Below are 13,733 nucleotides of genomic sequence, written 5' to 3' on the forward strand. Positions count from 1 at the left end.
TTAAAGGCTGCCCTTACCCAAAGGAGGTACCAACATTGCAAAATCTCAATGGATCACATAAGCCATTTTTTAGTTTTTCTAAACAAGGAAAGTTTATCTTACTCTGCTTACTCCCCGCTATTATTCTAGTTACCGCTTTTATATACTACCCGCTGTTTCGAGGAGTAATAATGGCATTTCAAAATTATACATTGTTTGATATGAGTAATACCGATTTTATTGGTTTTAAAAATTTCAAGGAAATTTTTACGTCTCCAGATTTCAAGGAAATTTTGTGGAACAGTTTGATTTGGGTAGTAGTTTCCTTATTCTTTCAGTTAACAATCGGATTTACTTTGGCACTATTTTTGCGAAAGTCTTTTCGTGGACGAGGAATATATCAAGCATTTGTATTTTTTCCATGGGCGATGTCAGGATTTTTAATTGGTTTAATATGGAGATGGATGTTTAACGGTCAAAACGGTGTGATCAATGACTTACTGCTTAAAGTAGGATTAATTGATCAACAAATCCCATTTCTATCGGATCCAAAATGGGCAATGGCATCCGTCATTATTGCGAATATTTGGTATGGAGTTACATTTTTTGCCATTATGATTATGGCTGCACTGCAATCAATACCTGAAGAACTATATGAAGCATCAGATATGGATGGAGCAAATAAAGTCCAGCAGCTAGTGAAAATTACCATTCCTTATATTATGCCGACCTTATTGTCTACAATTCTATTGAGAGTTATATGGATTTTGAACTTCCCTGATTTGATCTATTCAATGACAAATGGCGGACCAGCCGGTTCTACACATATACTGTCCACATTCATGATTGAAAAAGTAATTTATGCTCAAGATTATGGACAAGCAGGAGCTGTAGGAGTAATAATAATTGGTCTACTTCTTATGTTTGCTGTGTTTTTCCTTCTTGTGACAAATTATCGGAAAGCGGGGGATTTTTAAGTGAGTAGAAAAATACAACGAATCTCTTGGCTTACGACAAAGGTCATTTTTCTAGGGATATTTCTAATCATTACTGTATTTCCTTTATACTGGATTTTTATCACTTCATTAAAATCACAAAAGGATATTTTTACTGTTCCGATCCAGTATTGGCCAGAAAATATTTCGTTTGAAAATTATATTAACATGTTTGAGTTTTCAAATTTTCAAGTCTATATTATTAATAGTTTAGTAGTGTCGGTTGTCGCAGGATTTTTTACGCTTGTTATTTCCATTTTTAGCGGCTATGTTTTGGCAAGATACCAATTTAAAGGAAAAAGCCAAGTCATTTTAGCGTTTTTTGTTACTCAAATGATTCCTATATTTATAGCACTTGCGCCACTTTATTCATTAATGTCAAAGATGCATTTATTAAATAAATTGACTTCTTTGCTATTAATTTATACGGTAATGATGATTCCGTTTTGTACCATTATGATGAGGGGATTCTTTGAAAGAATTCCAGCCAGTTTAGAAGAAGCAGCAATGATTGACGGATGTAATAAGCTACAAGCTTTATTCAAAGTTATTATTCCGGTTATGCTGCCAGGAATAGCGGCTACTTTCATATTTGCATTTGTACAATGTTGGAATGAATTGTTCCTGGCTATTATGTTTATTGATGATGAATCAGCTAAAACCATACCGGTTGCAATGAACTCATTTATAACAAAATTTGATATCGACTGGGGGGCCATGTCTGCCGCCACAATTATATCCGTTATACCTACACTCGTCCTGTTTGCCTTTTTCCAAAAGTATATTGTAGAAGGGGCAACTCAAGGCTCAGTGAAAGGTTAAGCAAAATTTATAAACTAATTTTAAATATTTCAACACATGGTACTGTATCGTGCCATGTGTTTTTTTGATTCTTATCCTTTATATTGGGACTAAAAAACGAGGTAAACATTCTCCAGATGCTTAAAAAGATTTTAGAACCATAAATATGATTAAAGTAATGGTTATTAGGCGGGCAATGCGATAAAAAGGAAACGGATGGAGGGAGTTCAGCTATGTTCTTAGGGAGGTGAGTAGCCATAGAAAAAAGCATAGTAGCTATCATCTTACATGATAAGCTAAAATGCTTTTTTCTAAAAGGAGCCTCTTTATTGTGTAAAGAATGTGCATAAGACATTCCTAAAATGATTTTTCAGGGTCATTTCCCCAACCTTTGGCGTGGATATTCCTATATTCAGTTGGAGTTAAGCCTAAAGTTTTTTTAAACTTTCTTGTGAAATTGGGAGCATCAATATATCCTACGCTAGAAATAATGTTCTTGATTGGCAAGTCTGTTTCTATTAACTGTCTTTTTACTTCTCCTAATCGCAGCTCCCATACATATTGAGAGAAGGTTTTTGTCGTTTCTTCTTTAATGAATCGACTTAAATAGGAGGCCGATAAATTAAAATCTTTTGCAATGTTTTCTAAACTTAAATTATAGTCTTGAAAATGTGTGTTTATATATTCTAAAATATCAAGCTGCAACTGATTATTTTGTGCTTCTTTCTTTTCGGAGATTTTTATACAAATTTCCTTTGTTAATTCTGATAATATTTTCTGGAATTGCTGTAAGTTTGCTTCATCGTATTGATAATAAATAGTACTTGGGTTTAACGAAATTCCTGTTTCACTCGCAATCTTCATTAACGTATTGACAATATCGTACTTCAGATGTTTGAGTAAATGGTTTGGAGCTTCATTATTTTGCAGCCAAATAATAAGTGAATGGATTGCTTCCTCTGCAATTTCTAAATTTCCTTGTTTGCAGCTCTGAGTTAACTTGAGTATATGAGATTTTGGAAGCCAGATAGTATCCGTTTCTTGTTGTTCCTTTATTTCATCAAAATGAACAATATCATGAATATGATTTGTCTTGCCATATTCAAATGCCGCAGAAGCTTCTATAAATGAACGATTGATAAAATTCTTGCCTGAATATGTCTTACCAACCCCGATAAACATTGATGAATCATCTGTCAGTAATTGTCTAAACTGAGTGAGGAACTGATTTTTCTCTGCCTTGGAGTTGAGTTTACCGTTAATAATGTACGCAATTATTTTATCATTGATTAATTCGACTCCATATATATTGGCAGAATTCAATAATTTCCCCGCGGCTGCCTCCAATTCTTCCATATCAAGTCTACTTAATTGATTTTTAGATAGTGCTGTCACCATGACAAAGGAATGAGAGCCGTCCAAGCCCAATTGAATAGATTCAAATAACTCATCAGACTTGTTAATCGTTTTCATTTGACCTTTTAGAAGAGTAGTTAAATATTGGTCGCGTATTAAGGGTTTCTGCCTTATATACTTGTTATTTAAGTCGTCGTGTTTAATATATAAATTCTCGATCAACACACTTAAATTATCTAAATCATTTTTACTCTTAAATTCGATAGAAGTTTCCTTGCGTTTTATAATATCTATCATCTTTTGGATAGGATGAAAATTTTTCAGAGCTGTATAGATCGTAATGCCAGAAGCAACAATGGCAATAAATAATACTACTAGCAGCATAAAAGTTTTAAATTTAGACACTTTGCTGAAAAATTGATTTGTAGGCATTGCCATTACGTAAGACCAATTGCTAACAGTTGATTTCACTTTAACGATGGAATAATTAACGTTATCAATATTCATATCTTGGATTCTGGAATCGTTTTTAAGAATTTTCTTTATAATAGAGGTATTAAAATTAGTACTGTTATTTGAAAAGGTAGAAACAGGTTGGTTATTTTGATCATAAATAAATACATTTCCTTCATAACTACCCAGAATGTTATTAATCATGTTCTCAAAAAAGGAATTTTCCAATTTCATAAAGACAATACCATAAGTGCCTGCTGACCCAGGCGGAAGTGGGTATACGTAAGTTGGATTTGAACCAAATGGTTTAATATCAGTAGATATACCAGCATAATCAATGTTTTTCAAATTGCTGACAAATGATTCTTTCGAGATTGTTTTTTGATTCGCTTTGAATTTCAAAAAAGCTTCCATGGACATTTGCCCTTTACCGTAATAAATAGTGTCTTGCTGAAAATAATAAAGATATAAATCTTCAATAATTGCACTATTTTGTTTGTATTTTTCAAGCTCAGCTGTTGCTTCAGGAAGGGTTTCATTTCGGCTGACTCGATAAGGAGTTAATTTCCAGTCTATCGAAACGAGAGCCCCTATATTATTTAATTCTCTCATTCGTCCGTCAACCATATTTTTTACGTTGTTGAGATTGTTTATATTAGAGAATTCTGTCTCTTCACGTAAACTCTTCACAGAGTTATAGTAAAAAATCGTGGATATAATTGAAAAGGGTACTAGGAAAATCAATAAGTATGAAAGAATGTATGATAACAATAATCTGTGGCTGGAATTTTTTTTCATCGCTTTATACTCCTTCGAACATTTTTCCTAACTATTAAATGTGTCTCTCTCTTTTTTCCTTATCAATTAAACAGAAAAAAACCGCTTACTTTAGCGGCATGATTTAAAGTATTCTAAGTGAAAAAATACTTAACGTAAATCATGAAATATCAATATCCACATTGATATTTAGCAAAATTGTCTTGTAAGCCCTTTAAATTTACTACTCTTAGAAGTTATTTATTATTGTGTAATTTAATAGTAGAAAAGAATATAAAGATTGTCAAGTTAACGAATCTTCTAAATGAGTGCGCTTTACGATGTGTATTATTTTCAATAGATATGTATTATTTGTTTGTTGAAATCATACATAAAAAGGTCTTACATAACTAGTTGATATTCTACACATATACAAATACAAGAACTAAATCGTAAGATGGAAGTATAAAAAGTCTGAAAAACATTGGAGGAAGGATATGTCTGCACACGAAGCGGAACAATCAGAAAAAGAAGTTATGAATGGCGTCCACCAGTTTAGTAATGATAAGAAATGGGTCAAACCAGATAATCCGATACTTTTAGAGCAAATAGAATGGTTTAAAGATCAAAAGTTAGGATTTATGATGCACTGGGGACCTTACTCTCAATTAGGGATAGTTGAATCATGGGCTTTAAGTGATCAAGATGCTGATTGGTCTAGGGAAGATATTGATTGGGAACAAAACCCAGAAGTATTTAAGAAACAGTACTTTGATTTAAATAAAAGCTTTAATCCGATTCGATTTCAACCAGATGAATGGGCGGAACTAGCTCACGAAGGCGGCTTTAAATATTTTTTATTTACGACAAAACATCACGACGGTTTTTGTATGTGGGATACGAAAACAACGAATTATAAAATAACAGATTCTAGCTGTCCTTTTCACACACATAAATACGCCGATATTGTCAAACATGCGTTTGATGCATTCCGAGCGAAAGGATTGCCCATTGCGGCTTACTTTTCAAAAGCAGATTGGCATACCCCGACATATTGGGCGAAGGGAATGGAACGTGGGACAAACATGTGGAGAGGCCCGTCGTATAATACGGAAGAATATCCGGAATTGTGGGAGAAATTCGTCAAATTTACTCATGAACAAATGATGGAGCTATTAACCGAATACGGGAGAATTGAAGTTCTATGGCTTGATGCAGGCTGGGTATCACCGAAAAACAAGCAAGATATTCGACTCGGAGAGCTAATTAATAAGGCTCGTGAAAAACAACCATGGCTGCTTTCCGCTGATCGACTTATTGGAGGGCCTTTTGAAAATATTATCACTCCAGAACAAGCAGTTCCGGAAAAACCAATGGAAGTTCCATGGGAAAGCTGTATTACTATGGGAACCGCTTTCTCATTTCGGTACGAAGATGATTACAAACCAACAAGGGAGCTCATTCATTTATTAATTGAAGTTATTTCAAAAGGGGGAAACCTCGCTTTAAATGTAGCAGCTCAACCGGATGGAAGGCTTCCACGTGCAGCTATTAAAAGAATGAAAGAAATGGGCAGCTGGTTGAAAATATATGGTGAAGCAGTTTATGGTACGAGAATGTGTGCGCCATTTTATACAGAAAACATTGGTTTTACAAAGAAAAATAACACCATTTATTGTTTCTATCTGTACGAAGATGAGAATAGCGAAGTAAATGATGAAATCAAAATTCCGTATACGGAAAAAGTAAACCGAATTGACCTCGTTGGTGGTCAGGAAGAAATATCGTTTACACAAACAGACGAAGGAATCATTATTCGACTGCCTGAATCGGTAAAACAAAATACTGCACCTATAGCACATGTTTTTCGATTTAATTAAGTCATCTAAATAGACAAAAGGAGTTATTCATTTTGAACAGAATTCATCGCTTTATAAATTATTTAAGCGGGCATCAAATATCGGAATCTATTAAACTTGAAAACTGGCATGCTACACGTGCCATATACACTGAACCGGTAAAATATGAGAATCAAAGCCAAGATCCCGAAACCATTAATGTTGGGGATCACTTAATTGTTACCGGTGAAACGATGTTCTTAGAAAAGTCTATTACAATCCCAACCGAATGGAATGAAAGTTCTGTCGGATTAGTTTTTCATGTTGGACAACCTGAAATTAAAACAAACCATGAAGCGCTATTATATATAAACGGGGTACCGTATCATGGAATTGATCGAAATCGTAGTTTAGTTCCACTCCCGGATGATCATGGAAAAACGTCTAATTATGACATTAAAATTGAATTATTTAATCCAGTGGCGCAAGTAGTGGATCAGTTAAACTTCCAAAATGAACCTGCAGAACACAGTCCGGCACCTCTTTCACTATTACAAAGCAATTTGGTCCGTATGAACAAAGCGGTAGAAGATTTACTGTTCACAGTGAAAGTTTATTTTGAAACAGCAATACAGTTGACTGAAGGGGATTTAAAGAAGGATCAAATTATTAAAGCCTTAACTGAGCTGAGTGATAGGTTCCTAAACGAAGATCATAATAAGTTAAAAGATCAACAATGGGTATCATTAATCGAACAGAATCTACTACACTCACTTAAAGATCTAGAAAACTATTCTCAAGGAAAAATTCATATGGTAGGACAATCGCATATAGATTTAGCTTGGCTATGGCCTGCTAAGGAAGCGGTCCGGAAATCTAGTCGTACGTTTTCAACGATGAGTACATTATTGGATCAATTTCCTCATTTTATGTATGCGCAAAGTCAGCCACAGGCTTACGATTTCGTTAAAAAACATTATCCAGATCTGTATGAAAGAATAAAAAAACATATCGTTTCAGGCAGATGGGAAGTAGTTGGCGGTATGTGGGTAGAGCCAGATTTAAATATCCCATCTGGTGAATCACTTGTAAGACAGCTTGTATATGGGATGAAGTTTTATCAAGAAGAATTCGGTGTAAAACCTCGTATCGAATGGCTTCCTGATACATTTGGCTATTGTGCATCATTGCCTCAGCTCCTGCGAAAAGCAGGTCTAGAATATTTCATGACAACTAAAATGAATTGGAATGATACAAATAAATTTCCTTATGATTTATTTAATTGGGTGGGAATTGATGGCACAACGATTCTTGCTTACTTAAATCATGGTGTGAACGAGCATACACATCCGAAAGAGATTAAAGACCATTGGGACAGTTATAAACAAAAGACGGTGCATCCGGAACAGATGCTTCTGTATGGTCATGGTGATGGCGGCGGCGGTGTTACGAGGGAAATGGTTAAATACGTGGAACGATCCCAAAGTTTGCCGGCATTACCAACAACAGAATTTAGTACAGCCCATGAATTTTTTGATGGCATTAAAAAATCTAATTATCGTACATTACCTTCTTGGCATGGTGATATGTATCTCGAGCTTCATCGCGGCACTTATACAACACATGCAAAAAATAAACGTTGGAATCGTAAAGCCGAAATACTATATCGTGATGCCGAAATATGGAGAAGCTTTGCTTCATGGGTCAATGGGCAGCAACCATTTGATTCTTTGGAGGAGGGTTGGAAATTATTATTATTTAATCAATTTCATGACATCATCCCAGGGACATCTATTCCAGAAGTCTATGAAAAGTCTGAATCCGATTACAATGAAATCTTTAGGATAGGATATGCTGCTAAAGATGAGGCAATTCAATTATTAGAAAAACAAATTGATACAAACGGGGATGGAACACCTATCATCATTCTTAATAGTCTGTCATGGGCAAGATCAGAAATTGTTACGATTAAGGGTGGCAACGATCTTGTAAATATGGAAGCATATGATGAAAACGGCAATCAGCTAGAGAGTGATATAAAAATGATCGGTGACCAAAAAGTAGAAATGTCTGTGTTTGTTCCAAACATTCCCGAAATGGGTTATTGCACAATATGGCTAAGAAACAACCATCGTGAAAGTTCCCTGAAAGTAATTGATTTTAATGGTCGCTGGGAGACAGAGTATTATTTAGTGGAATGGAATGAAAATGGCGAAATCGTACGTTTATTTGATAAGAAAGCGAAACGAGAAGTAATCAAATCAGGTGAAGCCGGAAATCAACTTCAGTTTTACCATGATCGCCCAACATATTGGGATGCTTGGGATATCGATCCGAGATTTGAAGCTCAGCTAGCTGGACAAGTGAAACTACAATCAGTAGAAGTTGTTCAAAAAGGAAAAACGAAAGATGTACTTCGCTTTAAATGGTCTGTTTCACATTCCTTTATCGAGCAAGATGTCGTTTTCTATCATCATTCACCAAGAATCGATTTTGTAACAAATGTCGATTGGAAAGAGGAACATAAGCTTTTAAAGGTAGCCTTCCCTGTTGATATTGTAACGGATAAAGCAACATATGAAATCCCATTTGGCACCGTCGATCGGGCAACGCACAATAATACAAGCTGGGAAATAGCCCAGTTCGAAGTTTGCGGTCATCGATTCGCTGATCTATCCGAAAGCAATTATGGTGTAAGCTTAATGAACGATTGTAAGTACGGTTATGATGTAAAAGGCAATGTCCTTAGATTATCGTTATTACGTGCTCCAAAGTGGCCAGATCCGGGTGCCGATATTGGTACACATCAATTTACGTACTCTATATATCCACATCGCGGTAATTGGCAGGCAGCAAATGTAACGAGAGAGGGATATGAACTAAACCATAAAGTAAGTGTCCTTGAGACCCATGCGCATACAGGCACTTTGCCAAATTGTCATAGTTTTATTAAAACAGATGCGCAATCAGTTGTAATCGATACGGTAAAACATGCCGAAAATCATACCGGATTCATTTTCAGGCTATATGAATCCTTTGGGGGAAGAGAGCAGGTGAATCTTCAATTAGAGGATTCGATCGGAACAGTGGAAGAAACAAATCTATTAGAAGAAACGATCGTCAATATGAAAGCGGAAAATAATCAAATTAATATTGATTGTAACCCATTTGAGATAAAAACAGTACGTGTAACTCTGTAATATATAATGAAATACCAATTCAACTACTACTTGTTGGATTGGTATTTTAACATCAAAGAATGGATGTGTGATAAATGAAATATAAAGATTCTTCTTTACCGATTGATGAGAGGGTAGAAGACTTATTATCAAGAATGACACTTAAGGAAAAAGTTGGACAGCTGAATCAAAAAATGTACGGATGGAATGCGTATAAAAAAACGGAAAATGGCATTGAATTGACTGAAGCTTTCAAAGATCATGTTGCATTTGGAGATGGAATGGGTGCCTTATATGGCCTATTTCGATCTGACCCTTGGTCTGCTGTTACATATGAAAATGGTATTCCAACTCATGAAAATGCACATATCGCCAATACGATTCAACGATATATAAAAGAACATACGAGACTAGGTATTCCAGTATTATTGTCGGAAGAATGTCCACATGGCCACCAAGCACTAGATGGTACGATTATTCCAACGAATATTGGAGCGGGCAGCACATGGAACCCGGAATTGCTTGAAGAAGCATATTCATACGTGGCAAGAGAAGTAAGGTCAAGAGGAGCACATTTAGGTTTAATCTCCACTCTAGATATTTTACGCGAACCGAGATGGGGAAGATCCGAAGAATGTTATAGCGAAGATCCTTACTTAGCAGCTAGAATGACGGAATCAGCCGTAAAAGGACTGCAAGGAGATGGTACGGAGCTGGATAAACAGAACAAAATCATTGCTGTACTAAAACATTTTGCGGCGCAAGGGGATGGCGAAGGTGGTCATAATGCTGCTCCCGCCAATATTGGTCAAAGGGAATTACGTGAAATTCATTTACCAGCTATGAAAGTGGGAGTTAAAGCAGGAGCTTTAGGCTGTATGGCAGCTTATAATGAAATTGATGGAATTCCTTGCCACGCAAATTCTGGACTTTTAACCGAAATCCTCCGCGAAGAATGGGGATACGAAGGAATCGTCATGGCAGACGGTGTAGCGATTGATCGTTTAAGAATGTTAGCCGGTGATTACGAAAGTGCTGCAGCGATGGCGCTTGAGTCTGGAGTTGATCTGAGTCTTTGGGATACGGCTTTTACAACGTTGGAAAGGGCAGTTCAAGAAGGGAAAACATCTGAAGCATTGATTGACCGTGCTGTTCGAAGGGTACTAAGACTTAAATTTACATTAGGCTTATTTGATCAACCATATACAGATGAAACATTGTCACTTCAAATAGTGGGAAATGAATCATTTCGTAAAGTTAATTTACAAGTAGCGAGAGAATCAGCCGTATTGTTAAAGAACTCTCAACAACTCCTTCCGTTAAATAAAAAAACAAAAATAGCGGTGATTGGCCCAAATGCAGATCAAATTTATAATCAATTAGGTGATTATACTGCAATACAAAATGAAGGAAAAGGGGTTACCGTTCTTGAAGGCATCAAGCAATTTTCTGAAAGCGAAATCCTCTATGCTAAAGGTTGTTCAGTAAGGGGAGAATCTAAAGATGGTTTTGCCGAAGCATTAACGGCTGCTAAAGCATCTGATGTCGTTGTTATGGTCCTCGGAGGAAGCAGTATGCGCAATTTCGATATCCAATATGATTCCAATGGAGCTGCCATTATTTCAGGAAATCCAACAGACATGGATTGCGGAGAAGGCGTTGATTTAGCAGATTTACGACTTGGTGGAATGCAAGAAGAACTTGTAAAAACAATTGCTGAAACAGGAAAGCCAATCATTACTGTCTTAATTCAAGGTCGACCACACGCCATAACGAATATAGTCGATGAGAGCGATGCCATTATATGTGGATGGTATCCTGGACAGGAAGGTGGACAAGCATTGGCGGAAATGATTTTTGGAGAAGTAAACCCCAGTGGGAAACTATCGGTTTCATTACCACGATCTTCCGCCCAGCTACCAGTCTATTACAATCAAAAAGATCAAGGTAGACAACTAGACTATATAGATGAAACAGCATTACCTTTATACCCATTCGGTTATGGATTGAGTTATACGGGCTTCCATTACCGTAATTTACGTTTGGAAAAAACTGAAATGACTTTAGAGGAGATTAATAACGGGCAAGCTGTAGAAGTATCAGTTATGGTTAAAAACGTAGGAACGCGAGCTGGTGCAGAAGTTGTCCAGTTATATATAAAGGATTTAGAAGCTAGTGTGACAAGAAGAGTGAAAGAATTAAAAGCCTTTAAAAAGATTTGGCTCGAACCAGGTGAAGAAAAAAGGGTAAATCTTTATTTAAGTAAAGAAGAACTTGCCATTTGGAATAATAAAATGAAATTTATAGTTGAACGTGGGCAAATAAGGATAATGGTAGGAGGCAATTCCATCGACACACTTGAAACAGTTTTAATAGTAAGTTAATGTGATTCATATAGTGATTCATCCAATACATTAATATTTTTTCAAAAATTATTGCACCAGAGAGGAAAACATAATAATGCATCATATTCAAGGTATTTTTAGATGGTTGTACGAGTTAGGGAATGGATTGGCAAAGGCTATGTACCTACATTTATTATGGATTCTATTTACTCTGCTGGGACTTGGAGTTTTAGGTGTGATTCCGGCAACAACTGCCCTTTTTTCAATCGCACATCAAACAATGGATAAAAAAAGAGAAGCTCCTATCTTCCAATCTTTTTTTAATATGTATAAGAAATCTTTTATAAAATCCAATGTATTAGGTTTGCTATTAGCTGCGGTTGGAGTGTTTTTGCGATTTGATTTAACCATATCTAAAAATATAATTCAATCTTATCCACTTCACCTTTTTCTATTAATTATTATATTTTTGTATGGGCTTATTGCACTATACTTTTTCCCTGTTTTTGTTCGCTATGAATTAAAAGGGTGGCAATATTTTAAACAAGCATTCCTAATTTCACTAGCCCGGCCATTTGAAACAATTGCCATTCTTATTTGTTTACTCCTTCTCTATATATTGTTAAGTTACATCCCTATCCTTTTCTTTTATTGTGGATCTTCATTAATTGTTTTTCCAATCATGTGGTTCGCTTATCGAGCATTTCTTGCTGTAGAAGATAGTAAGCAACTAAAATTAAAGGAAAAACCGCAGCATAATTAAATATATCGAAAAAGAAGAAATTGTCTAAATAGCAACAGGCATTTCTTCTTTTTTATTTGCCAAATTTTTGTTTGCACAGTGTGAATTACCTAATATTATCAAGGTTTTATGTAATGAATAAAAAACACATTGCATCAAAAATGACACATCGTTATATTTCATCATGAACAATATACAAAAGGATATTTACATGTAAGGGTTGTCATCAAGAACTGGTGAAAAAAACAACATATTGATAGCGGTTAATGAAAGGGATAAGCTGAAAGCAGTTTCAAACGAAGGAGGGACATCGATGAAAGCGAATACTGAAACCGCTCTACTAAAAAGCAAGGGTGCAGTTCTACCTAATCAAAGGAAAAAGTCGAAAGTTAAAAAGATATTACAAAACTGGGAACTATACATATTTATACTTCCTGCATTTTTATACTTTTTTATTTTTCACTATATTCCTATGTATGGAATTCAAATAGCGTTTAGAGACTATATACCCACTTTAGGTTTTACTGGCAGTGAGTGGGTCGGTTTTAAACATTTCCTACGTTTTTTTGATTCATATTATTTTTGGGATCTATTAAAAAATACATTAGGGATAAGCGTTTATGAATTAATAGTTGGGTTTCCGCTGCCTATTATTTTAGCTTTATTATTAAATGAGGCGAAAGATGGGTTGTATAAAAGAACTGTACAAACAGTTACATATGCACCGCACTTCATTTCTGTAGTCGTTTTATCAGGAATGATCATTGCTTTCCTATCTCCAACAACCGGTATTATTAACCATGCTCTTCAGTTTTTAGGATTTGAACCTATATCTTTTATGACTGATCCGAAATGGTTTAAAACTGTCTATGTACTATCTGGCGTATGGCAAAGTACAGGTTGGGGAACGATTATTTATCTTGCCGCACTTTCTGGTGTCGATGCAGAGCAACATGAAGCAGCAATTATGGATGGTGCGACCCGTTTACAAAGGCTCCGTCATATCAATATTCCTACTATCGTTCCGACGATGATCATCCTATTGATTATGAGTCTTGGAAATATTATGGCGTTAGGGTTTGAGAAAATATTACTATTACAAAACCCTTTGAACCTTGAATCGTCCAATGTTATCGCAACGTTTGTGTACCAAGCAGGTTTATTAGATGCGCAGTATAGCTTTGCTGCAGCCGTAGGGCTATTTAATTCCGTCATAAATGCAATTTTACTAGTCGTAGTGAATCAAATAGCTAGAAAAACTAGTGAAACGAGTCTATGGTAAGGAGATG

8 protein-coding genes are annotated in these 13,733 nt (G+C 35.6%); 7 read left to right on the forward strand and 1 reads right to left on the reverse strand.

The window, feature by feature from the left end; all coding sequences use genetic code 11:
• Positions 1-35 precede the first annotated feature (35 nt).
• Both KHA96_RS03985 and KHA96_RS03990 read left to right on the forward strand, forming a co-directional pair.
• Positions 36-956 (forward strand): carbohydrate ABC transporter permease, encoded by a 921-nt coding sequence (locus KHA96_RS03985; RefSeq protein WP_213127980.1) that lies wholly within the window; start codon positions 36-38, stop codon positions 954-956.
• A complete protein-coding gene (locus KHA96_RS03990; protein WP_213127981.1) occupies positions 957-1,796 on the forward strand; it encodes a carbohydrate ABC transporter permease in 840 nt (279 codons plus the stop codon).
• A 336-nt stretch (positions 1,797-2,132) separates the two neighbouring features.
• On the opposite strand, the gene KHA96_RS03995 is transcribed toward KHA96_RS03990, so the two are convergent.
• Positions 2,133-4,196, reverse strand: coding sequence for a helix-turn-helix domain-containing protein (locus KHA96_RS03995; protein ID WP_213127982.1), 2,064 nt, complete (start codon positions 4,194-4,196; stop codon positions 2,133-2,135).
• Between the two features lie 641 nt (positions 4,197-4,837).
• Between KHA96_RS03995 and KHA96_RS04000 the strand changes: the two genes are divergently transcribed.
• The 5 genes from KHA96_RS04000 (at position 4,838) to KHA96_RS04020 (ending at position 13,726) form a co-directional block, all read left to right on the forward strand.
• Entirely contained in the window at positions 4,838-6,220 is a 1,383-nt protein-coding gene (locus tag KHA96_RS04000; RefSeq protein WP_213127983.1) for an alpha-L-fucosidase, read from the forward strand.
• 32 nt (positions 6,221-6,252) lie between these two features.
• Entirely contained in the window at positions 6,253-9,378 is a 3,126-nt protein-coding gene (locus KHA96_RS04005; protein ID WP_213127984.1) for an alpha-mannosidase, read from the forward strand.
• 74 nt (positions 9,379-9,452) lie between these two features.
• On the forward strand, positions 9,453-11,741 hold the full coding sequence (locus KHA96_RS04010; protein WP_213127985.1) for a glycoside hydrolase family 3 N-terminal domain-containing protein: 2,289 nt from the start codon (positions 9,453-9,455) through the stop codon (positions 11,739-11,741).
• 76 nt (positions 11,742-11,817) lie between these two features.
• Positions 11,818-12,465, forward strand: coding sequence for a YesL family protein (locus tag KHA96_RS04015; protein ID WP_213127986.1), 648 nt, complete (start codon positions 11,818-11,820; stop codon positions 12,463-12,465).
• A 292-nt stretch (positions 12,466-12,757) separates the two neighbouring features.
• Positions 12,758-13,726: an ABC transporter permease gene (locus tag KHA96_RS04020; RefSeq protein ID WP_213127987.1), complete on the forward strand. Its 969-nt coding sequence runs from the start codon at positions 12,758-12,760 to the stop codon at positions 13,724-13,726.
• The last annotated feature ends 7 nt before the right edge of the window (positions 13,727-13,733 follow it).

Origin of the sequence: Bacillus sp. FJAT-49711, from assembly GCF_018343715.1 — a bacterium.
Classification (GTDB): Bacteria; Bacillota; Bacilli; order Bacillales; family Bacillaceae_C; genus Lederbergia.

Bases quoted from the DNA above. Each gene is read 5' to 3' on its own strand.
- KHA96_RS04015 (WP_213127986.1), top strand. From the start codon at position 11,818: ATGCATCATATTCAAGGTATTTTTAGATGGTTGTACGAGTTAGGGAAT.
- KHA96_RS04020 (WP_213127987.1), top strand. From the start codon at position 12,758: ATGAAAGCGAATACTGAAACCGCTCTACTAAAAAGCAAGGGTGCAGTT.
- KHA96_RS03995 (WP_213127982.1), bottom strand. From the start codon at position 4,196: ATGAGAGAATTAAATAATATAGGGGCTCTCGTTTCGATAGACTGGAAA.
- KHA96_RS04000 (WP_213127983.1), top strand. From the start codon at position 4,838: ATGTCTGCACACGAAGCGGAACAATCAGAAAAAGAAGTTATGAATGGC.
- KHA96_RS04010 (WP_213127985.1), top strand. From the start codon at position 9,453: ATGAAATATAAAGATTCTTCTTTACCGATTGATGAGAGGGTAGAAGAC.